Source organism: Endozoicomonas arenosclerae, from assembly GCF_001562015.1.
Lineage (GTDB): Bacteria > Pseudomonadota > Gammaproteobacteria > Pseudomonadales > Endozoicomonadaceae > Endozoicomonas_A > Endozoicomonas_A arenosclerae.
On record NZ_LASA01000068.1, the window covers coordinates 19828 to 42486 of the forward strand.

A 22659-nucleotide genomic window follows, 5' to 3' on the forward strand; every position below is an offset into this window, starting at 1 on the left:
AATGAAAACTATACGCTTTTGTATTGGCTGCCTCCTCATGCTGGCCCTATCTGCGCAAGCATCAAATCGCCCAAACATTATTCTGATTCTGGCGGACGACCTGGGAGTGGAGAACCTGGGTGTTTACGGTGGCGAGTCCTACAAAACGCCCAATCTGGATCAATTGGCCCATGAAGGCATGCGGTTTGAAAGGTTTCACAGTAATCCATTGTGCACTCCGTCACGGGTAAAACTGATGACAGGCAAGTACAACTTCCGTAATTATCAGGACTTTATGGTGCTGCCCAAAGGAGAAACCACCTTTGGTCATGCCATGACAGAGCTTGGCTATCGAACCCTGATCGCTGGTAAATGGCAGTTGCACAGCAGTGGTTTTGAAGAACAGAAGGGAATGCTCCCGGAAGAATCAGGGTTTGAAGATTACCGTCTGTGGCAGGTAAAACGTGAGGATCGAGGTTCGCGTTACTGGGGCCCTACTCTGGTCACTAATGGTCAACCTGAAACTTTTCCGGAGGATCACTTCGGACCTGATCTGATAAACGACTATGTACTGAATTACATAACAGAGCATCAAAATGAGCCATTCTTCATCTACTATCCGATGATTTTGCCTCATGATCCTTTTGTTTCTACGCCTGACCACCCGGATGCTGACAGCAAGGAAGAAAAGTATGCAGCCATGATGTCATACATGGACAAGCTGGTAGGAAAAGTGAAAGCCAAACTGATAGAACAGGGTCTGGCCGATAATACTGTACTGCTTTTCCTAGGCGATAATGGCACCAGCTATCGCATCAGCTCGATGCGTAATGGCGTCAACATCAATGGCGGCAAGGGTCAGACCACTAACAACGGCACTCATGTTCCTTTCATTGCCTGGTGGCAGGGTACTATTGGCTCGGACAGCGTCAATCATGAGCTAATCAATCTCAACGACTTTTTTCCTACCTTGCTTGAACTTGCGGGAGGTAAATCCAAAACTGATCTTAAGCTGGATGGCACCAGTCTGGCACCCCTCTTTTATGGCCAGCCAAGCCTTGGACGACAGAGTGTTTTTATTCACTATGACCCCAAAGCCTATCTGTTTAAATCGGCTCGCTATGCCTTCAATGAAGACTGGAAGCTTTACGAAGATGGACGATTCTTCCACACAACCAGTGACCCACAGGAAAATAACGATCTTAGCCTGGCAGTAATGGATGATACCCAACAGGCTGCTCATGATTTATTGCAATCTCGTCTGGCAAGTATGGGAGGAGAACCTGTCAGCGGCTTTTACTCGCTCCCAGCCAAAATAATAACCCGTGCATTCCAACTGGGCGCAGTGATTCTGGTGCTGATTCTGGGTGTCATGACATGGCGCCGTTTCCGGAATAAACGAAAATCAGCCAACAGGACAGGTTAGGCCAGTGCCTGACTCAAATAATCAACCATAGCCCTGACTTTAGGTGTGGCTCCCCGGTGACTTGGATAAATGGCGTACAAGTTCACCGGTTCAAACTGCCAGCTTTCCAACACCCGAATCAATTGACCCGATTCGAGCAAATCTGTTGCCATGTAGTCAGGCAGTTCAGTGATTCCAACACCATTGGAAGATAATTGCTTCAATACTAAAAAGTCATCCGCTCTTACCAACGGTTTGAATGCCAGCTTCACTTCAGAACCCCCAGAAATTAAAGACCAGACGGGTTTTCTTTCCTTGGCACTCATCAACAGCAGAGGATGCTCAAGCAAATCCCCCGGTTGATTGATCTCTTTGTTTTGATACTCAGGCGAGGCGTACAGACTCAAAGTGATCTCAAGCAGTTTTTTGGCTATTAAACCCGAATCCGATAACTCCCCTACCCGAATCACCAGATCAAAACCTTCCTCAATGATATCCACACGACGGTTTGCCAATGTTATATCCAGTTCAATCTCCGGGTATTGCTGACAGAATATCGTGAGTAAAGGCGTCAACAGAGCTTGTCCGACGCCGACCGAAACACAAAGCCTTAGTCGACCCTGAGGCTTTTCCAGTAAGGTTTCCACCGCTGTTTCAGCGGAGATCACTTCTTCCTTTATCCGCTGGCAATAGCGGTAATACTGCCGCCCTACTTCAGTCAGGTTCTGGGTTCGAGTGGACCGTTCAAGCAGGCGAACACCCAGATACTGCTCCAGTCTCGTTATCTTCCGGCTGATATTCGACTTGGGCGTACCCAGCACTTCAGCAGCAGAAGTAAAACTCCCCTGCTCCACAACAGTGGCAAACACCAGCATGTCATTTAGGTCATTCAAAACAATCTGCCCTGCCTACTCTTTTTGTTATCAAATATTGAACAATATTATCAATGAAAGCATATATATCAATTTAATTGAACGATCTAATCTATAGCCATGGTTGAAAAGAAACTAACAAAAAGGAAACGAGCTATGGATATTCTTACTCTTGATCAACTTCCCCAGGGCGGCTTTGCAGGACTGAAAGAAAAGCGGGTTGTCACAGATGAGCGCTTGTTCGGCGACAGAAAACACCCTGCAGCCAGCAACGGCCTTGGCAACTTTGTATACCTCGCTGACGCCAATTTCCTGCCTCATGGCGAAACCGGTATGCATCCTCACAAAGAGATTGATGTAATCAGCATCATGGCCAAAGGGCGGGTCACTCATGGAGGTTCGCTGGAACACGGACAAGGGCTGGACGAAGGTGATGCACAGGTTCAACGAGCCGGTGGTGAAGGCTTCAGCCATAACGAAGCCAATCCGGACAACGAACCCAATCAGTTGATTCAAATCTGGGTACTGCCTGAAAATGAAGGTGAACCTGCAGGCTATAAGGTTTATCAGCCTGAATCCGGCGAGCGCATCCGTATTTACGGAGGCAAAAAAGATCAGGACGCTACCTTTGACAGTCATACCGTGATCGAAATGCTTCAGGCAGAAAAAGGACAACAAACGCAGCACACTGGAGAAGTTCTGGCTTATCTCAGCAAAGGCAGTGCCATCATCAATGGTGAGGAGATCAAGGCAGGTACTCTGATTCGCACCCATGAACTGAACTTTTCAGCTCAGGAAGAGAGCCAACTGATCATGGTGTTTACTGAGGATTTTTAGGTCTCATATCCCGCCTTTACGCTCGACTAGCGGACTAATAAGTTTACGGCCACTGCTACTTTTGCAATACCAGTGGCCTTTGATGGGTTCTTGCTATCAAGCTCATTGCAGCTAATTACCAACAGATTCTATAACTTGCAGCTAGAATACCATGACAGGATATATGACTCTCAAGGATAAGGATTACCTGCAAGCAGCCATGAATCGGAAATCCAACTCGCTCCGAATCATAAAAAACCTCACCCGAATCAGCTGCATTTTCATAGTCAATAATACCGAAAGGATGAGAGCCCGAAGTGAAAAGCTTAGGTATCTTGAATGCAGACACCCTGAAACCTGAGTTTGTTGCTCAGTTTGGTGACTATCCTGATATGTTCACTCACCGACTGACGACACTGAACGTACCAATTAGACCGGTGACATACCACGTACATCGCGACCATTATCCAGCCTCAATTGACGATGTGGATGCTTATCTGATTACGGGAAGTAAGCTCAGCGTCTACTCCGAAGAAGCATGGATAAAAGCACTCAAGAACTTCGTTATAAAAGTCCATGCCGCACGAAAAAAGTTAATAGGTATCTGCTTTGGACATCAGTTGGTGGCTGAGGCTCTTGGAGGCAAAACCTGTAAGGCTGCTCAGGGCTGGAACGTTGGAGTGCAAAGCATTTCGCTTCAAAAAACGCATCATTTTCCATACCTGGACAATAATCACTTTCGTCTAATTTTCAACCATCAGGATCAGGTCGTCAGACTTCCTGAAGGGGCTGAGTTGATAGGCAGCACGCCTAATTGCCCAATTGCAGCCATGCTTATTGGTGATCATATTCTGACTTTGCAGGGTCACCCGGAATTTACACCAGAATATGCACGCGAACTTTTAATCATGCGACGACATATTCTCGGTGAGTCTCTGTTTCAACAGGCTACAGAATCCCTGCATCAGCCAACGGATCACGCTCATGTCATTCAATGGCTCATAAACTTTATTTTGAAGGATTGATACTTCTGAATAAGACCGCATAGCTCATCATTCTAATAGGGCTTATCACCATCAATTGAAATGCGTTCCATACGACGATGGGCCGGGAAATAATCGTTGATAGGCTTATGTTGAGTGCTTCGATTATCCCAAATAGCGATAGAATCAGGCTGCCAGTTAAAGCGGCAGGTATACTCTGGTCGGGTGACATGTTGATAAAGATAATTCAGCAACGTATCACTCTCGCTTTTATGCATACCTTCAATGTGAGTGGTAAACAGAGAATTCACGAAAATAACTTTCTTTCCGCTCTCGGGATGAACTTGAATAACAGGGTGTTTTACCGGTGGATTATCGGCTATTGCCTGAGCCAGACGTTCCTTACCTCCGGGTTCTTCCAGACTTTCTTTGAACCCCCAACAAAAGTCATGCACCGCAACCAGATCTTTAAGGATTTTCTGCATGGTATGTGACAGGCCGTCGTAAGCGGCAGTCATACTTGACCACAGTGTGTCGCCGCCTTTTGGAGGAATAATCCTGGCGCGAAGAACCGATCCCAGCGGTGGATGTAATCGATACGTCATATCCGAATGCCAGCACTCAATTTTGGTCTGTTTTTCCGGGGTGCTCTCCAGAATCGTAATCTCTGGATACCCTTCTACCGTGCCATAAGCAGGATGAGTCTGTAATGGGCCAAAACTGCTGGCCAGCCGCTTATGCTGTTCATGACTGATGTCCTGACTCCTGAAGAAAATGACTTGAAATTCAACGAGCAGACGACGAATTTCCTGCAGTACTTCACTGCTCAGCTCTTTAGTCAGATCGACTCCATGCAGCTCAGCGCCTAAAGCTCCAGCGACGGGTTTAACATCAAACATAAAAGCCCCCTGTATTTCGTTGCTTAACTGACTGATCAGAGCCCCTGCTGATCAGCCATTTTTCGGGCAATAAAGGGTGCATTCCATAGCGACGGTAAAAGTATCAGGGAAACAGGTACTGCGGTAATGACTATAAACGACTGCAAAGCTGAGACACCACCTGAACCAATAGAGATCAACAGCGCTGCAACTACACCCATCATGACACCCCAGAAAACCCGTATATAGGCTTGCGGATGATCGTTCCCGGTCATCACCATGGATACGGCATAGGTCATGGAGTCGCCGGTAGTTGCCACAAAAATGATGGTCAGAAGCAGGAAAGCAATTGAAACCACGAAATCCATGGGCAATTGTTCAGTGATCGCAAACAGCGCAGCAGGTAGATTGATCCCGGCAAAAGGCTCCGAAATCACGCCTGGATTTTCCAGCTCAAATGACAAACCCGTACCGCCTAATATTGCCAGCCAGAAGGTAGTCATAAGAGGCGCCAGTATTGAGGTCAGCACAATCATTTCCCGAATTGTGCGGCCACGGGATATTCGAGCAACAAACATAGCGGTTAAAGGGCCGTAGCCCAGAAACCACCCCCAGAAAAATACGGTCCACCAGTCCAGCCATTCAGGACTCCCCCGGTATGTAGCCATGGGAATAAACTTACTCAGATATACCCCGAAGGAGTGAAAATAACCGTTAAAGATAAAAGAAGTTGGCCCACAGGTAAGAAGGAACAACATCAATACAACAGCCAACAACACATTTGCACTGCTCAGGATTTGAATGCCCCGCGTAATTCCACTGACAGCAGACACTGTGTAGATGCTGATCAGCCCAACCAGCACCATAAGCTGCATTCCATAGGTATTCGGTATGTCGAACAATTTCTCCAATCCATAACCCACCTGCAGTCCCAGAAACCCTATTGGGCCAACAGTACCTGCTACAACAGCCAGAACAGAACTGGCATCTACTATCGTTCCCAGAGGCCCTTTCAGAGCTTTCTCTCCAAACAGTGGATACAACAAAGTACGGGGCTGAAGCGGGAGGCCTTTTTCATAGTGCAGATACATGAAAACGATGCCCGTCAGACTGCTGAGAATGGACCAGGGCAGAAACCCCCAATGCATAAAACTCTGGGCCATAGCATTAAAAGCAGCATCGGTTGAGCTACTTTCTTCACCAAACAGAGGAGGGGGAGAGATAAAATGAGCCATGGGTTCAGCTGCAGCCCAGAACACGCCGCCGCCAGCCAGCAAGGTGCACATAATGACCGAAACCCATTTAAAGTTGCTCATTTCAGGTTTCTTCAGGCCACCCAACTGCACTCGTCCCGTTCGTCCTGTGGCAAGCACAAGACTGATCACAAAAGTGGCTAACAGCAGCCCCTGCCAATAAACACCAAACAGTCGTGTTGAATTTAAAAAACCTACACTGATCCAGTGGGAGACCTTATCAATATCATGCAGGGACAAAAGTACAAAAAGTCCTAAACTTCCTCCGCTGACCAGAAATACGGGCAGATCAATATCAGAAAATAAACTTTTACGCTCTAAAACAGACTCATTATCAGACAGCATTGAGTTGTGGTTTCATTAAAAAGATGCAGGTAAGTATATTTACTGAAACCGAATCCCGCGAATTAGATAGCTGAACGGTAGTTCTTTGGCACTTCTAACTTGAAACTAATGTTCCATTTATTGCTTCATCAAAAACCAGAATTCCGTTTTAAAAGGCAGGAAATATCAAAAAAATGAATCAGGCAACTGCTGAATAAAGTACGGTTTCAGAGGCATTAAAAAAGGGCGCCGAAGCGCCCTTTCTATCCACCCGATTTACTCTTTATTATTGTTTACCAGTAAATTCAGGATAAGCTTCCATACCGCATTCGGTCAGGTCAGCGCCTTCATACTCTTCTTCTTCAGTGATACGCAGGCCGAGGATCAGCTTGATAGCACCCCAGACGATCAGTGAAGCGAAGAACACCCACGCAAAGATAGTGACGATACCCAGCAGCTGTGCACTGAAGGTTGCACCATCGTTGGTCAGAGGTACAGCCAACAGACCCCAGATACCTACCACACCGTGAACAGAGATGGCACCGACTGGATCGTCAATGCGTACCTTATCCAGAGCCAGGATAGCGAAGACTACCAGAGCACCACCGACACCACCGATCAGAGTAGCTGATACAGCGCTTGGGGTCAGAGGTTCAGCAGTGATCGATACCAGACCAGCCAGAGCACCGTTCAGAGCCATAGTCAGGTCAGCCTTGCCGAACAGGATACGGGCAACAATCAGTGCAGCAATCACGCCACCGGCAGCGCCAGCATTGGTGTTTACGAAGATTTGAGCGACAGCGTTAGCATTTTCAACATCTGACAGTTTCAGCTGAGAACCACCGTTGAAGCCGAACCAGCCCAGCCACAGGATGAAAGTACCCAGAGTAGCCATTGGCAGGTTAGCGCCGGGAATAGCATTAACTGCACCGTCTTTACCGTACTTGCCTTTACGGGCACCCAGCAGCAGAACACCTGCCAGAGCAGCAGCGGCACCGGCCATGTGAACAACACCGGAACCAGCGAAGTCCTGGAAGTTAGCTTCGTTCAGGAAACCACCGCCCCACTTCCAGAAACCCTGTACTGGATAGATAAAGCCGGTCATGAATACTGCGAACAGCAGGAAAGACCAGAGCTTCATACGCTCGGCAACCGCACCGGAAACGATGGACATTGCAGTAGCAACAAAGACAACCTGGAAGAAGAAGTCAGAACGTGCAGAGTAGTAAGGCGCATCATCGCCACCCGCAGTCACAGCTTCAACGGAGTTTTCAGTACCAATCAAAGAGCCAAGGACAGGCAGGATGCCGCCTTCGTTAGCCCCTGGATACATGATGGCGTAACCGCAGAGCAGATACATGGTACAGGCGATCGCAAACAGCGCGATGTTTTTGGTAAGAATTTCAACCGTGTTTTTAGAACGGACCAGGCCAGCTTCGAGCATGGCAAAACCTGCAGCCATCCACATTACCAGCGCACCGGACATCAGAAAGTAGAAAGTGTCGAGTGCGTACGACACTTGAGCCAGATTTTCCACAGGGCTCCTCCCAAGAAAGTTCAAGCAGATTAGTAGTCTTTAGCTAAAGGCGTAGTTGCCCTGGAAACAGTCCGCTGTGTAACAGTCACTGTTTCCGTGTTAGCTGTATTCTTATTGTTAGAATGTCGTATTCAGTGTTTTTTTAGTTTTCCGAAAAACGACAGTCTTTAGTTATTCTGTCCAGCCTGAGAGCCATGACTTCTGGCTATGGTCTCTTTACTCAGTTAATCAGATAGCGTCTTCACCGGTTTCACCGGTTCTGATCCGAATAGCCTGCTCCAGTGTGGTTACGAAGATCTTTCCGTCACCAATCTTGCCTGTATTCGCCGCTTTTGAGATGGACTCAATCACCTGGTCCAGCAGGTCGTCAGAGATACCAACTTCCAGCTTTACCTTGGGAAGAAAATCCACCACGTACTCAGCGCCACGGTAAAGCTCTGTGTGCCCTTTTTGTCGACCGAATCCCTTAACCTCGGTGACAGTAATCCCCTGAACGCCAATCTCGGACAGAGCTTCACGCACGTCGTCCAGTTTGAATGGCTTAATGATGGCTGATACCAACTTCATAAAAGCTCTCCTGAGTGTTGCCCGTCGGCCTGCAGGGAATGCCTCGACATTATTATTCTGATCGGCACCCCAGGCTTAAGTATTCAGCTGACTACGTCTCAACTGAGTTTGATGGCATATATGCAGGCTCCATGCCAATTTCAGTAAGTCGTGTGTCAGTAAGGCTTATGGAGTTGTAGATTCGGAAACCCGTTCACTAAATTCGCCCCTCGCACCAATTAAGCGCACTCTTTTAGGTTGACGCACGCAAATAATGCACTTTTTTAGTGCAATGGATCATCATCTGTTTGTGGTATCATCCCGACAGTTTTAAATCACAACGGCTCTGGGGCTGTTTCAGGAAGCAGGAAAGATCAATGATCGATAAAGCCTCTCTAATCGGTAATATTGCCGGCAAAGCGGGTCAGGTACTGGGTGGGCAGAAGAGTCAGACCCGGGAAGATATTGAGCACAACATCAAGGCACTGGTGGGTAGCGCCCTGGCCAAGTTTGAGCTGGTCACCCGTGATGAGTTTGATGCCCAGATAGCAGTACTCAAGCATACCCGCGAACGACTGGAAGCCCTTGAGAAGAAAGTGGCCGAGCTGGAAAAAACAGAAAGCTCTGATTCCTGCTGCTGATTTGGATGGCCGTTCTTTTCTCAAGGACGGCTCTATCATTCCGCTAAAGAAACGTCTTTTCCTCTATCTTGTTCAATACTGAATCCATTCATATAAACGACTAGTACCCAATACCCCACCTTCTCCTTGTGACATGAATGGACATTCACCCATGCTGCTGCCATAAGTACCAGGAATTAGGATTGTACAGTGCTGGCTCTCCAGTAATATTTGATGATGGCATTCCGATGGCTGCTCGTTTTAGTGTTGATCATAATGCCAGGCTACTGCTCAGCAGACCTGAAGACGTCTATCGCTACGATTGAGACTCTTTTAGCCCAGGGAAAAACTGTCGCTATTCTGTTCATTGATATGCAGACCGGCTTTGTAAAACGCTTCTGGGCGCCCGAAGCCTATAGGGTGATCAGTGCTCAAGCTGAATTACTCGATCATTTCTCTGGCAATAAAGGGGTTCACTTTATTGACGTGAATTATGTAGAAGAAGGCGAGACACTAAGCTTTCTTCATCAGAAGCTACTCCGCAATAGTTACTACCGCCTACTGGTAAAAAGTGAAGACAGTGCATTTGATAAAAGGGAATCACTACCGGTTGATAATCCGGGTGCCACCGCCCAAGAGATCAATACCTCATTAAAAAACTACCTGCACAGCATAAAAGCGGAAGATGTTGTCGCCACTGGCTGCTTTGATGGAGGCTGCCTGATGCAAACCACCGAGGACGCTCTGGAAGCCGGTTTTAATGTTCTCGTCGACCGCAGCCTGAACATAACCACTGACCTGATCGACAGGGATGCGCCTTCTGAGAGCGAGCAAAGGGGGATCGGTATTGCCTGGGAAGAACTAAAAGAGAAATACCCCGATACCCTCAAAGTGCTTCCTTCTGAATCTCCTGCTCCATGCAATTAAAAGCCCATGGATGTATAAGTTATCTGCACACAGCTTAAATAACGTTCCATTTTTTGAAAATCTCCTTCCAAGATAATGACCACCATCAACTTTTACTTTCTCCTGACAGTTTTAACATTTCAAAAAAACCAATAAGATCAACGACTTAAATAAGATTATTGATTAATTTACTCGGTAATTATCCCTATAGAGCTACTACTCCCTTCGCTATAGCATTGCCACGCAAATTAAGATAATCGCCTCAATAAGGCGAAGTTGCATTGGCCAGGCGCCCTTCATCATGACCTGGCTTCAAGGACAAATAGTGAGAATCCCGGGAGAACCATCACTATGAAACGCTCGCTTTCCATTTTTACCCTGCTCGTCACCATGATCATGTCTGGCTTTACGCAGCCCGCTCTTGCCAGTGGCTGGGAACTGCTGGGCGAAAGAAAAGTCAGTCGTCGTGCAGAAGTAGACACCATTCGCGTGGGTCTGAGAGACGGTGTATTCAAGCGCATTCAATTCAAGGTCAAAGGTGCTGACGTTGATTTCAACAAAGTGGTTGTTCACTACAAGAATGGCCAGAACCGTGAAATCGCCATGCGCAGCAAAGTCAGAAAAGGCGGCAGCTCCCGTGTGATCGACCTGCCTGGCAAGGCAAGAGCTATCGAAAAAGTAAGATTCTACTACGACACCGAAGGTACTGGTCGCGTTCAGGCCAACGTACTGCTGTGGGGCAAGGCTGCCTGATAAGCAGGCTCCTGCGAGATGCTGCCCGGCGTTCTGCCGGGTTGCATACCCAACATTGATAAGAATGAAAAACCGTTTTGAGCCCACAAGGGCTGTTTGATACCGAGTCGATAAAGAATGAAGAAGTTTCTCTGCACCGCACTGCTGTCTTTTATGGTGATTGCACCACTGGCAAATACAGCTCATGCGCTACCAGGCAGTGACCGTAGAGAAGACCGTCGCGATGATCGTCAGGATAACCGTGAAGATCGCAGAGATGATCGTCAGGACAATCGCGAAGACCGCAGAGATGATCGTCAGGACAACCGCGAAGATCGCCAGGATGATCGCCAGGATAACCGTGAAGACCGTCGTGATGACCGCCAGGATAATCGCGAAGATCGTCGCGACGATCGCTGGGGGGGACCAAAAGTCATAAAGAATAATATTGTGGTGGTCGCACCCAGAAAAAGGGTTCTCAGAAACAATGTAGTGGTCGTAAGAACCTATGGTCACTCTTACTACGGTTATGGCCACTACCATGACGACAACGATGCTTTCAAATGGATGGCCTTTACCGCCATCACACTGAAAATTCTCGACAATATTAATGAAGCCGCCCAGCGTGCTCACGAAGAAGCCCAGATTAAAGCCACAACAGCCCCTGTGGGTGAAAAAATCATCTGGGAAGAAGACGACGCTTCCGGCTATGTTGTCACCACCAAAGAAGGCAAGAGCGCTTCTTCCGGTCTGGTTTGCCGTGAATTCCAGCAGTCCATTACTGTGGGTGGAAAAACAGAAGATGCCTGGGGTCAGGCCTGCCTCCAGGAAGACGGTTCCTGGAAAATCGTAAACTGATGCCCTCGCCGGTCAGCCCCTTGCTGACCGGCAACGCCTGCTGCACATTTCTAAATCACTGCTATCCTCACTCCTTCGGATACATACTGGTATTCCATACAGGGATACCAAAAAATAAGAACACAAGTACAACTAGAAGGTAGTGTGTATGTCGCGGTTAGCTGTAGTTCAAACCCGCGCTAAAACCGGTCTGGACGCCCCTGCTGTTTCCGTTGAAGTGCATTTGTCCGCCGGTCTGCCCGCACTGAATATTGTGGGTTTACCAGAAGCCGCTGTCAGGGAAAGCAAGGACAGGGTGAGAAGCGCCATTCTTAACAGCGGTTACGAATTTCCGGTTTCCAGAATCACCGTTAACCTGGCACCCGCTGACTTGCCAAAAGAAGGTGGACGCTTTGATCTGCCCATAGCCCTGGGCATTCTGGCAGCATCAGGACAGATTACCCAGGACTCCCTGCAAGGCTATGAGTTTCTGGGCGAACTGGCCTTATCCGGTGAGCTGAGACCTGTTACGGGTTCTTTGCCTGCATCCATAGCCTGTAATAAGGCTGGAAACAAACTGATACTGCCAAAGAACAACGCCAATATTGCCGCACTCAGTCCAGGTTCCACAGTGATTGGCGCTACAGACCTTCTTAAAGTCTGCTCTCATCTTTGTGGGATGGAAGTTCTTGAGAAAGCAATATCCACACGCGATCAGGAGAGTTTTACCTATCCGGACCTTATGGATGTGAAAGGACAACTGCAGGCTAAAAAAGCCTTGATGACATCTGCAGCCGGTGGCCACCACCTGTTGTTCTATGGGCCTCCCGGCACCGGTAAAACCATGTTGGCCAGTCGGCTACCCGGCATTCTTCCTCCAATGAATGATCAGGAGGCCCTGGAAGTGGCTGCCATTCATACACTGGCATCCTACAACCAGTCTCCCCAGTGGAAGCAGCGCCCTTTTCGAAATCCTCATCACACCGCCTCAGCTGTTGCTTTAGTAGGAGGAGGGAGCCAACCCCGACCGGGAGAAATATCTTTTGCCCACAACGGCATCTTGTTTCTTGATGAATTGCCCGAGTTTCAGAAAGTAGCTCTGGAAGTACTGCGTGAACCTCTGGAAACCGGAGAAGTGGTTATCTCCCGCGCTAAAGGTCAGGCCAGTTTTCCCGCAGGCTTTCAGCTGGTTGCCGCCATGAACCCTTGCCCCTGTGGCTTTCTGGGAGACCCTCAAAAAGCCTGTCAGTGTTCACCGGAACAGGTCAGACGCTATAAAAGAAAACTGTCTGGCCCTTTACTGGATCGTATTGACCTACAGGTAGAAGTGGCCAGCCAAAAGACAGAGTTATTGTTTCAGGCCCAACAAGATAATTCTGACCTTTCCTCCGAAGCCATTCGCATCAGAGTCAATCAAGCTCATGCCATTCAGCAAGACAGACAAGGAAAAAGTAATGCCCGATTGTCCGCCAGTGAAATCAACCAATACTGTTTATTGAGTCAGAAAGAACAGAATTTTATGACCCGGCTTTGCGATAAGCTTGGATACTCTGCCAGAGCCGTACACCGAATTCTGAGAGTAGCCAGAACCCTTGCCGATCTGGAGGAACAGAAAGATATTCTGCAAAAACATCTGGCAGAAGCGGTTCATTATCGAAAGCTGGATCGGGAGCCAGGCTAACTCAGTTCGGACTTATCAAATAGCTCAGGAACTTCTGCGGGCCAGCCCAGTTCAGTCTGTATTTTCTGAGCCATAGCATTGGCAGACTCTACCTCACCATGGGTGACAAACACCTGCTTGGGTGGGGTTTTGATGCTTCTAAGCCAGTCTATGATCTGCTTACCGTCGCCATGGGCAGAGAAGTTGTCGAAATGCTTGATCTTAGCCTTGACTGGATAATCCTGACCATGAATTTTGATCGTATCAGCCCCATGAATCAGCTTTTCGCCCCGGGTTCCCATAGCCTGGTAGCCGGCAAAAATGATGGTATTTCGGTGATTGGGCAACATGTGTTTTAAATGATGCAATACCCGACCACCACTGGCCATACCGCTGGCAGAAACAATAATACTCGGGAAGGTCTGAGCTGCCAAAGCCCTGGATTCCTCAACGGTTTTGACGTAATGGGTCATATCATCAATACGTCGGCAGTCTTCTTCTGTCAGACGATGTTTCTCATGGAATCGATGGAATACTTCCGTAGCCTTAATCGCCATCGGGCTGTTCAGGTAAACAGGTAGGTTGGGAATACGCTGGGCTGACTTCAGCTTTTCAAGCAGATGCAGCATCATCTGGGCACGACCTACGGCAAAAGCCGGGATCAGTACCGAGCCTCCTGCAGCAGCCGTTTCTGTAATTAACTTGGCCAGTGCTTCCTCCGGGTCCTTGTGAACATGCTCACGATCACCATAGGTAGACTCAACCACCAGAAAATCTGCACGCTTGAGGGGTTCAGGTGGGTACATGATCAAGTCATCAGGTCTTCCAACATCTCCTGAAAATACCAGCAAACGATGACCATCAAATATTTCTACACAGGCCGCACCCAGAATATGACCGGCAGGCCTGAAGCGCACACTCAGCTCTGGCAGAATCTGATTGATCTCTTCAAACACACAGGGCTTTAGCTGTTTCAGAGCCCTGATGGCATCTTCTTCGGTGTAGAGAGGTTTTGGGGGATTGTGTCTTGAGTAGCCGTATTTAGCGGCATGTTTAGCATCTTCTTCCTGTAAAAAACCAGAATCCGGCAACAGAATTTTCGCCAGTTCACAGGTCCCGGGAGTTGCATAAACAGGCCCTTTGAAACCATCCTTCACCAACAGCGGCAGGTAACCACTGTGGTCCAGGTGAGCATGAGTCAGAACTACGGCATCCAGATCCGAAGGTGCCACAGTCAATGGCTGCCAGTTCATCTGTCGATAATGCTTGATCCCCTGATACAGCCCGCAGTCCACCAGTATTTTTTTACCGTCAGACTCCACCAGATATTTTGATCCGGTCACCGTACCTGCTGCCCCCAGAAACTGAAGATCCATTGCCTTCCCCCTTATTTTCTATCCACCTGTCAGGCTTTACTGCCCTTTATTTTTCAGCTGTTTTCTCACACCCTGATGATCGGGTGTCATACCTGAATCACCTGGCTGCCAGCCTTCTGGTGTAACCAGCCCTTCATTTTCTTCAATAAATTTGACGGCGGCAGCCTTTCTCAGGATTTCATCAACATCACGACCAATACTGTTGCTCTGAACATCCGATATTCTTACCCTACCATCAATGCCAATATAAAAAGTTGCTCTGAATGCCAGTCCGTCTTCGTTTTGAATACCGTATTGCTTGAGCACTTTACCTTCCGGGTCAGAAAGCATAATGAAATCTGCATTGCCAATCCCTATCGGAGTATCTTTGCCACCCTCACCCGACTTATCCGACTTCAGTCGCCAGGCCTGATGGGACGCTTCTTTATCTTTAGCCATGGAAGCCTGATCCGTAGAGAGTACCAGGACTTCGTAACCTAACTCCTGGAACTGGTCCAACTTATTCTTGATCGCAATCAACTCGGTCGGACAGATGAAAGTACAGTTTTTGGGGTAACTGAGCAGCAGTACCCGATTCTTTCCCAGCAGACTGGATAGCTTAAAGTTATCCACAATCCTGCCTTCCGGTTTGTCTTTATCCGGCAGCACTGCGGTGGTTTCAAAATCAGGGGCCATGGTTTCTGGCAGAGGAATAGCACTGGCCAGGGCAGGCAGCAAGGCTGCAAACAAGAGGGGAGCGTACTTCATTACCACCTCACAGGGCATCGATGTGTTCACACCCTGTAAGGTTTAGCAGATAAATGATTAGTCAGCGCTTATTTCCGAAATAGCCTGCTCCACAATATCCAGAGCTCGGATCAGTTCACTGCGATCAATAACAAGAGGTGGGCTCAACTGTAAAACATTACCCTGTGAGACTTTGAAGCTCAGTCCCAATTCAAGACAACGGTAGAGTATTTTTTCAGCCTCAAAGGTAGCCCGCTCTTTGGACTGACGACATTTGACCAGCTCCACACCCCAGAGCAGCCCAACACCTCTGACATCGCCAATCAGATTATATCGGGACTTCATGCCTTCCAGACGGTCACGAACAAAAGCTTCATCGCCTCTGACTTTTTCCAGCAGTTGCTCCCGTTCAATGACTTCCATGGTGGCCAGCGCTGCTGCACAACCAACCGGGCTTTTCTCGTGGGTGTAATGCCCCAGCGAGATATGCTGCGCCACATTAAAACGATCCCGGGTGATCATCGCGGCCATGGGCACAATGCCTCCACCCAGACCTTTGCCGAGACAGAGAATGTCGGGAGTAATGCCGTAACGCTGATAAGTAAACCATTGGCCACTGCGTCCCATGCCATTGGGAATCTCATCAATGATCAGCAGTACATTGTGTTTGTCGCAGATTTCCCGGACTCTTTTCCAGTAGGCCTGACTGGGCACCTGAACATCAGTATTGCGAACTGTTTCAGCAATAAATGCCCCCACGCCACCTTCTTTTTCAATAACGTATTCGAGATAGTCTGCGTAGTGCTCATCACTTCCATCGTCTCTGGGCCAGACGCCACGGTAACTGATGGCAGGTGGAATTCTCTCTACTCCCGGCGTTAAAGGCCCCATACCCTCACGAAAACAGGCTTCTCCTCCTACGCCAATGGCATCCAGTGATGCACCATGAAAAGAATCCCAGAGGGAAATCACCTTGTGATTCCCTGTCACCACTCTGGCCAGTTTCAGAGCCATACCGATAACAGAGGTGCCACCTGGTGCAAACAGAACCCGGTTCAGGTCTTCACCACAGATATCCCCCAGCTTTCTGGCACATTCAATGGCGGTCTGGTTGGTAAATCGTCTGGGTGAAAATGGCAATGTATCCAGCTGATGCTTTATGCTTTATGCTTTGAACAACATGGGGGTGTCCATAACCCAGCTGATGAACATTATTGCCGTGGAAGTCCATATAACGTAATCCACGGGCATCTTCTATATAAATGCCATCGGCCTTCTCAAGGACGTCCAGACACGGAGTCGACATGGATTGATGCAGGAAATAGCGGGCGTCCTCTTCCAGCATGGCTGAGGTTTCAGGATGGTCCAGCTGTTCCTGCCAGCGCGTTCGTTCCGCCGTGGTATTGATGTCACCTTCGGCATGAAGGTGTTTTTTTACCGCTTCCATGCTGTCAGCACTCCGCCCAGTACATGCTTTCTGAAACGGCTTTAATCAAACAACCGATGTCTGCCGGGTAAACCTCACCGATATTGCCAATTCTGAAACAGTCAGCATCAGAAACCTTACCGGGGTAGATCACAAAGCCTTTTTCTTTCAGCTGTTCATAGAACCGATGGAAGTCATAATCCGGATGTTCGGGAGAATAGAATGAGGTAATAAAAGGTGAATGCAAATCTTCTGATAAAAGACACCGGAAGCCCAGTTCTTTCATGCCCTGAACCAACATACTCTGGTTGGTTGAGTAGCGCTCATGACGGGCTGCAATACCACCTTCCTTCTGCAGCTCACTCAGAGCCTGGTGGAAGGCACGAACCGTGTGAGTAGGGGAAGTGAAACGCCACTTGCCATGATTCTTTTCCATACAATGCCACTGATCATAAAGATCCAGAGACAGAGAACGGGCATGACCCTTACACTGGGAAAGAATGTTTCTGCGGGCAATCACAAAGCCAAAACCGGGAACGCCCTGAATGCACTTGTTGGCAGAGCTGATCAGAAAATCAATGCCCAGACCGGCAAGGTCAATGGGAATACCGCCAAAACTGCTCATGGCATCAACAATTAATACACAGTCGTGCTTTTTGACGACAGGCGCCAGAGCCTCAATGGGGTTGAGCATCCCGGTCGTAGTTTCACAGTGCACTACAGCCACGTGCGTTATCGTTTTATCTTCAAGCAGTAACTGCTCTACCTCAGCTGGAGTTGGAGGATTGATTTCACCACAATTCAGAACTGTGTGAGCAATGTTCAGATATTCAGCAATCTGGGCAATACGGGCACCGTAAGCACCATTATTGATCACCAGCAGCTTGCCTTCATCGGAAATCACAGACCCGATCGTAGCTTCTACAGAAGCAGTCCCACTGCCCTGCATCAAAACGGCGGTGTAATCCTCAGTATCCGAAGCCAGCTTCACCAGCTGACTGCGAATCTCTTCCACAACCCCGAGGTTGTAATCATCATCCCAGGTGCACCAGTCACGAAGCATGGCTTCACGGACGCTGCCAGAGGTTGAGAGAGGCCCCGGGGTCAGCAGGAGATAGGGATTTTCCAGGTTCTTTTCTTTCACAGTGGACACTTTATTTGCTGTAGGTACGGCTTTCATAAGACACCTGTAGAGAGCAGAAAACGTCTAAAATCTGGTCTATACCAATTTACACAAAATCATGAAGGGGACACTTTTTTCTGTAAATACCCTGCTGCCATTCTTCATAAAAACTTCATATTCCATCCGGAGAATTCCAAACATGATTTTCAGCTTTACAGAGTCGCTCATCTTATTGTCATAAAACCTGTTTAGAATGGTATATACCAGTTAAGCAGCAACACACCGCCTAGAGAAAAGTATTGATGGGACAGGGAAAAAATCAGTATCAGATTATTCGTACCGCCCTTAACGAGCAGATAGAAAGTGGCGCACTGAAGCCTGGCAGCAAGCTCCCTTCGGAGCGACTGTTGAGCGAGAAGTTTGGTACCACACGCATCACCCTGAGAGAGTCACTGTCCTCTCTGGAAGCGGATGGACTGGTCTACCGTGAAGACCGCAGGGGCTGGTTTGTTTCTCCGGAAAGAGTGACCTATGACCCGACAGTAAATGCCAACTTTCACACCATGGTCACCCGGCAAGGCAGATTGCCCGACACCCGGATGATTCATGCAGATCTTGTACCGGCCACAGGCCGGGTTCAGAAGTTGCTTCAGCTTCCGGCCCTGACCCCTGTTTACCGTCTACAGAGACTTCGTTCAGTGGATGGCCGAAATGTTTTATACGTTGAAAATTACATTAACCCTGCCTACTTCCCGGACCTGTTGAAGCACGACCTTTCACGATCACTGTCTGACGTTTACCAGGAACACTACGAACGCCAGTATGCAAGAGTCAGTTTCAGGATATACCCAGTGGGATTGAATACCGAAGCATCCTCTCACCTGAAAGTAACAACAGGGAGTTCCGGGCTTCTGGTTGAGCGAACAAATTACGATCAATCTGGCGTACTGATTGACTGTGACTTCGAATATTGGCGACAGGATGCAGTGGTCATCTCGGCCGATACACGTGTTACCTGAACTATAGGAATCCAGCCAATCTCGTCAAGGCCGGCTGGACAAACAAAGAATATTGATAACGGCTTAACTCTCCGAGCTAACGACAAATCAAGAGGTCGAAATGAGTAACATCAAACTCGCAGTTTTTGATATGGCAGGCACCACAGTCGATGAAGACAATGTCGTATATAAAACGGTGAACAGAAGCCTTACTGAAGCGGGCTATGAGTTCACTTTGGAGGACGTACTCGAACACGGTGCAGGCAAGGAAAAACATCAAGCCATTAAAGACGTTCTTGCCTCAAAAGGTTTCAACAACGCTGATTCTGAACAGATTTTCCAAGCCTTCAAAAACAATCTGGAGCGTGCCTATTCTGAGCTGGCGGTCACCACTTTCGAAGGTGTCGAAGAACTCTTGAAAGAGCTACGCAAAAGAGAAATCAAAATTACTTTAAACACCGGTTATAGCTATGAAGTGGCCACCAAGCTGCTCAGTAAAATGAATTGGCAAGCCGGTTCTCAGTTTGACGTACTGGTGACAGCCGATGACGTTACTAACGGTCGCCCCGCGCCAGACATGATATTACTTGCCATGGAAAAAACCGGGATCAGCGCCAGTGCCCAGGTTCTCAAAGCCGGTGACTCTGCAATCGACATCCATGAGGGTAAAAACGCTCACTGCGGCATCACAGTAGGTGTCACAACCGGTGCCCAGACCCGAGAGCAACTGCTCACTGCAGAACCCACTTTTGTGTTCGATAATTTAGCAGACATCCTTCAGCATATTTAAACCAGCTTCACCCATTTAGATACGGAGGAGAAAGGGCTTTACCGTAAACCTTTCTCCGCTCTTCAAAAGCTGCTTCAACGACGTCCCTTTCCTGAACTTTTCCATTGCTAAAAAGCAAATTAATAAGCCGTCAAGTTTGACCAGGCAAGATGTCACATAGACGAAAAAGATCTGTAATATTTTAGTCACCTCTCTCTCGTAGGATTTCGTTATCCAATCTGGTCTAAACCAGATTTATTATTTGCCTGACTGGAGAGAGCCCCATGAAAAAGCGTCTGACAGCCCTGGCCCTTGCAGCAACCTCGATTTTCAGTGTCTCATCTTTTGCCGCTTCCCCGGTAGAGCTGACCGTTTACACCGCTTTTGAGTCAGACCTGCTGACCCGTTACAAAAAAGCCTTTGAACAGGAAAATCCTGATATCCGTATCAAATGGGTTCGGGACTCAACCGGCATCATGACCGCCAAGCTGCTGGCAGAAAAAGCCAACAATCGGGCTGATGTCGTATGGGGACTGGCAGGCTCCAGTATGGCCCTGCTTAAGCAGGAAGGTGTGCTTGATAACTATAAGCCTGCCGGTTTGACTGAGATAAAAGCAGAACTGGTAGACCCTGAAGCCAGTAAAGCCTGGTTTGGTAACCAGGCGTTCTTCAACGTTGTTTGCTACAACGAAGCAGTTGCCAAAGCCAAGAACCTGCCCAAGCCTGAATCCTGGCAGGATCTGCTGGACCCGGTCTACCGTGGTCAGATTGCCATGCCTAACCCGGCCTCTTCCGGTACCGGCTATATGCAGGTTTCTGCCTGGCTGCAAAGCATGGGTGAAGACAAAGGCTGGTCTTACATGGCCAAGCTGAACAATAACATTGCCCAATACACCCATTCCGGTTCCAAACCCTGTGTACAGGCTGCCATGGGCGAAGTGGCCATTGGTATTTCCCAGGCTATCCGTGGTGCCCAGCTGAAAACCCAGGGCGCACCTCTGGATCTGATTCTGCCTGAAGGCGGTATTGGCTGGGACGTTGAATCTGTAGGCCTGGTTGCAGGCACTCCCAAAGCCGCTGCAGCCAAGAAGCTGGTTGACTGGTCATTGAGCCAGCAAGCCAACGAACAATATGTTCAGGCTTATGCGGTAGTTGGCCACAAAGATGTCAGCAAAGAAGTCCCTAACTATCCCGACGTGGAAAGCGCCATGGTGGAAATGGATTTCAATCAAATGGCCAGTGAACGTAAGGCAGTTTTGTCAGAATGGTCCAAGCGTTTCGATCACAAATCAGAGCCCAAATCCTGAGTCTTTATCACTCTATGCAGTAAATGCCGCTTATATCCTGCGAGATATAAGCGGTCTTTGAGGTTTGGACCTAAAGGAAGTTAATGCCATGCAACCTTTTCTCACTATCGATAACCTGGGGAAACGCTTTGGCGATTTCACCGCTCTGAAAGAGATTGCCCTGTCCGTCAACAAAGGCGAATTCATCTGTTTTCTTGGTCCTTCTGGCTGTGGAAAAACCACTCTGCTGAGAATGATTGCCGGACTTGAAGCCTGCCATCAGGGTGAGATCTGGCAAGATGGCGTAAACATTACTCCCCTGCCACCCGAGCAGAGAGACTTCGGAATTGTTTTCCAGTCTTATGCTCTGTTCCCCAATCTGAGCGTGTCAGAAAACATTGGCTTTGGTCTGAAAAATCAAGGCAAAAGTCGACGCGAGGTGGCAATGAGTGTGGCTGAATGGCTGGAAATTATTGGCTTGCCTGATTCCGGCCTCAAATTCCCTTCTCAACTCTCTGGTGGTCAGCAACAGCGTGTAGCACTTGCACGGGCTTTGGCACTCTCACCAGGCTTACTGCTACTGGATGAACCACTCTCTGCCCTGGATGCAAAAGTCAGAATTAAACTGAGAGAAACCATCTGCAAGTTACAGAGAAAACTGGGCATCACCACCATTATGGTGACTCATGACCAGGAAGAAGCCATGGTCATGGCTGATCGCATTGTGGTGATGAATTACGGCCACATTGAACAGATCGGCACCCCTGAAGAGGTTTATCGAAACCCGGCCTCTCGTTTTGTCGCAGAGTTTGTGGGTGCAATGAACTTTCTGGAAGATGATATTAACGACAACAATCAGATGTTTCTGGCCAATCAGCCACTCTCTCTTAAAGTAGCGGACACTGCTGAGCGTAAAGTGATTCTGGGTATTCGTCCGGAAGACCTCAGTTTTGGCAAAACCGAATCAGCGTTGCCAGTGAACGTTGAAAGCCTGGAGTTTCAAGGCTCCTTTGTTCGTGCTGAATGCAGCCCTGTAGGGTGGACCAGCAACCATCCGATCAAGGTCGACGTACCTATCCACCAGCTGGCAGATCTGGAATTAAAGCCAGGCAATCTTAACCGGTTATCCCTGAGCGAACAGCATATCCATGTCTTTCCAGCAGCGTTGTGAGCCAGTACTGATATGAGTATCTCTACCCACACACAGGTGGACACAAGTGCCCCTGTAATGAGCCGAAAGCCGGTACTGCCAGTCATCAACAAGGACCGATGGATTCTGGGTCTGGTGGTCACAACAGTGGCGTTGTATCTGATCATCTCGTTGCTTCTGCCCCTGCTTTCCATGCTGGCAAGAAGTGTTCAGGACAGTGATGGTGCTTTCGTTGGTCTCAGTTACTTCTACGAGTATCTTGGTAATCCGGCATTGAGCCAATCCATTGGAAACACTCTAAAAACCGGAACCATTGTCACGACGATTGTCGTTAGTATTGCCTTTCTGTTTTCTTATGGACTTACTCGTACCCGCATGCCTTTCAAACCTGTCTTCAAGGTCTTGGGTATGCTGCCTATTCTGGCCCCTTCCCTGCTGCCAGCCATCAGTATGATTT

General features: G+C 48.4%; 22 protein-coding genes and 1 pseudogene. 13 read left to right on the forward strand and 10 right to left on the reverse strand.

Annotated elements, in window-relative coordinates; translation table 11 throughout:
• The first annotated feature begins 1 nt into the window (after window position 1).
• Window positions 2-1405 (forward strand): sulfatase family protein, encoded by a 1404-nt coding sequence (locus WG89_RS10220; protein WP_079253768.1) that lies wholly within the window; start codon window positions 2-4, stop codon window positions 1403-1405.
• Here the strand turns inward: WG89_RS10220 and WG89_RS10225 are convergent.
• Window positions 1402-2277: a LysR family transcriptional regulator gene (locus WG89_RS10225; protein ID WP_216638468.1), complete on the reverse strand. Its 876-nt coding sequence runs from the start codon at window positions 2275-2277 to the stop codon at window positions 1402-1404. The two genes, WG89_RS10220 and WG89_RS10225, sit on opposite strands and share 4 nt — an antisense overlap.
• Window positions 2278-2412: 135 nt before the next feature.
• Between WG89_RS10225 and WG89_RS10230 the strand changes: the two genes are divergently transcribed.
• Together WG89_RS10230 and WG89_RS10235 are read left to right on the forward strand one after the other, a co-directional pair.
• The gene (locus WG89_RS10230; RefSeq protein WP_062265188.1) at window positions 2413-3093 is read left to right on the forward strand and encodes a pirin family protein; all 681 of its coding nucleotides are present in this window, start codon (window positions 2413-2415) and stop codon (window positions 3091-3093) included.
• A gap of 296 nt (window positions 3094-3389) precedes the next feature.
• Entirely contained in the window at window positions 3390-4097 is a 708-nt protein-coding gene (locus WG89_RS10235) for a glutamine amidotransferase-related protein (RefSeq protein ID WP_062265191.1), read from the forward strand.
• Window positions 4098-4129: 32 nt separating this feature from the next.
• On the opposite strand, the gene WG89_RS10240 is transcribed toward WG89_RS10235, so the two are convergent.
• The 4 genes from WG89_RS10240 to glnK all read right to left on the reverse strand — a co-directional run bounded on the left by WG89_RS10240 (window position 4130) and on the right by glnK (window position 8614).
• Complete coding sequence (locus WG89_RS10240) at window positions 4130-4954, reverse strand: TauD/TfdA dioxygenase family protein (protein WP_062265194.1); 825 nt, start codon at window positions 4952-4954, stop codon at window positions 4130-4132.
• 35 nt (window positions 4955-4989) lie between these two features.
• Window positions 4990-6531 (reverse strand): BCCT family transporter, encoded by a 1542-nt coding sequence (locus tag WG89_RS10245; RefSeq protein WP_062265197.1) that lies wholly within the window; start codon window positions 6529-6531, stop codon window positions 4990-4992.
• A 265-nt stretch (window positions 6532-6796) separates the two neighbouring features.
• Entirely contained in the window at window positions 6797-8038 is a 1242-nt protein-coding gene (locus WG89_RS10250; protein ID WP_414630390.1) for an ammonium transporter, read from the reverse strand.
• Between the two features lie 237 nt (window positions 8039-8275).
• A complete protein-coding gene (gene glnK / locus WG89_RS10255; protein WP_034841855.1) occupies window positions 8276-8614 on the reverse strand; it encodes a P-II family nitrogen regulator in 339 nt (112 codons plus the stop codon).
• A 356-nt stretch (window positions 8615-8970) separates the two neighbouring features.
• On the opposite strand from glnK, the gene WG89_RS10260 reads away from it, so the two are divergent.
• The 5 genes from WG89_RS10260 (at window position 8971) to WG89_RS10280 (ending at window position 13369) form a co-directional block, all read left to right on the forward strand.
• Window positions 8971-9234 carry an accessory factor UbiK family protein gene (locus WG89_RS10260; protein WP_062265201.1) on the forward strand — a complete coding sequence of 88 codons (264 nt, stop codon included), beginning with the start codon at window positions 8971-8973 and terminating at the stop codon, window positions 9232-9234.
• A gap of 213 nt (window positions 9235-9447) precedes the next feature.
• Complete coding sequence (locus WG89_RS10265; RefSeq protein WP_062265204.1) at window positions 9448-10140, forward strand: isochorismatase family protein; 693 nt, start codon at window positions 9448-9450, stop codon at window positions 10138-10140.
• A 330-nt stretch (window positions 10141-10470) separates the two neighbouring features.
• Entirely contained in the window at window positions 10471-10872 is a 402-nt protein-coding gene (locus WG89_RS10270) for a DUF2541 family protein (RefSeq protein ID WP_062265207.1), read from the forward strand.
• A gap of 117 nt (window positions 10873-10989) precedes the next feature.
• On the forward strand, window positions 10990-11709 hold the full coding sequence (locus tag WG89_RS10275) for a hypothetical protein (RefSeq protein ID WP_079253766.1): 720 nt from the start codon (window positions 10990-10992) through the stop codon (window positions 11707-11709).
• Between the two features lie 148 nt (window positions 11710-11857).
• Window positions 11858-13369, forward strand: a complete 1512-nt coding sequence (locus WG89_RS10280) for a YifB family Mg chelatase-like AAA ATPase (RefSeq protein WP_062265210.1) — start codon at window positions 11858-11860, stop codon at window positions 13367-13369.
• Here the strand turns inward: WG89_RS10280 and WG89_RS10285 are convergent.
• Genes WG89_RS10285 through phnW form a run of 5 tightly spaced genes read right to left on the reverse strand, consistent with a single transcriptional unit; the run spans window position 13366 to window position 18056 of the window.
• Window positions 13366-14724 carry an MBL fold metallo-hydrolase RNA specificity domain-containing protein gene (locus WG89_RS10285; protein WP_062265213.1) on the reverse strand — a complete coding sequence of 453 codons (1359 nt, stop codon included), beginning with the start codon at window positions 14722-14724 and terminating at the stop codon, window positions 13366-13368. The two genes, WG89_RS10280 and WG89_RS10285, sit on opposite strands and share 4 nt — an antisense overlap.
• 36 nt (window positions 14725-14760) lie before the next feature.
• Window positions 14761-15471 carry a redoxin domain-containing protein gene (locus WG89_RS10290; protein WP_172806774.1) on the reverse strand — a complete coding sequence of 237 codons (711 nt, stop codon included), beginning with the start codon at window positions 15469-15471 and terminating at the stop codon, window positions 14761-14763.
• 57 nt (window positions 15472-15528) lie between these two features.
• Window positions 15529-16590, reverse strand: coding sequence for an aspartate aminotransferase family protein (locus tag WG89_RS10295; RefSeq protein WP_245662897.1), 1062 nt, complete (start codon window positions 16588-16590; stop codon window positions 15529-15531).
• Entirely contained in the window at window positions 16547-16897 is a 351-nt protein-coding gene (locus WG89_RS32065; protein WP_245662898.1) for an aminotransferase class III-fold pyridoxal phosphate-dependent enzyme, read from the reverse strand. Before WG89_RS32065 ends, WG89_RS10295 begins: the two co-directional genes overlap by 44 nt.
• A 4-nt stretch (window positions 16898-16901) precedes the next feature.
• A complete protein-coding gene (phnW, locus tag WG89_RS10300) occupies window positions 16902-18056 on the reverse strand; it encodes a 2-aminoethylphosphonate--pyruvate transaminase (protein WP_216638469.1) in 1155 nt (384 codons plus the stop codon).
• A gap of 245 nt (window positions 18057-18301) precedes the next feature.
• Here phnW and phnR point away from each other — a divergent pair, with 245 nt between their 5' ends.
• The 5 genes and pseudogenes from phnR to WG89_RS10325 form a co-directional block, all read left to right on the forward strand.
• Window positions 18302-19018: a phosphonate utilization transcriptional regulator PhnR gene (gene phnR / locus WG89_RS10305; RefSeq protein ID WP_062265217.1), complete on the forward strand. Its 717-nt coding sequence runs from the start codon at window positions 18302-18304 to the stop codon at window positions 19016-19018.
• 100 nt (window positions 19019-19118) lie between these two features.
• Entirely contained in the window at window positions 19119-19787 is a 669-nt protein-coding gene (locus WG89_RS10310) for a phosphonatase-like hydrolase (RefSeq protein ID WP_062265220.1), read from the forward strand.
• Between the two features lie 263 nt (window positions 19788-20050).
• Window positions 20051-21073 (forward strand): putative 2-aminoethylphosphonate ABC transporter substrate-binding protein, encoded by a 1023-nt coding sequence (locus tag WG89_RS10315; protein ID WP_062265223.1) that lies wholly within the window; start codon window positions 20051-20053, stop codon window positions 21071-21073.
• 88 nt (window positions 21074-21161) lie between these two features.
• Window positions 21162-22223 (forward strand): putative 2-aminoethylphosphonate ABC transporter ATP-binding protein, encoded by a 1062-nt coding sequence (locus tag WG89_RS10320; RefSeq protein ID WP_062265226.1) that lies wholly within the window; start codon window positions 21162-21164, stop codon window positions 22221-22223.
• 12 nt (window positions 22224-22235) lie between these two features.
• Window positions 22236-22659, forward strand: a pseudogene (locus tag WG89_RS10325) (hypothetical protein); the annotation flags it as partial.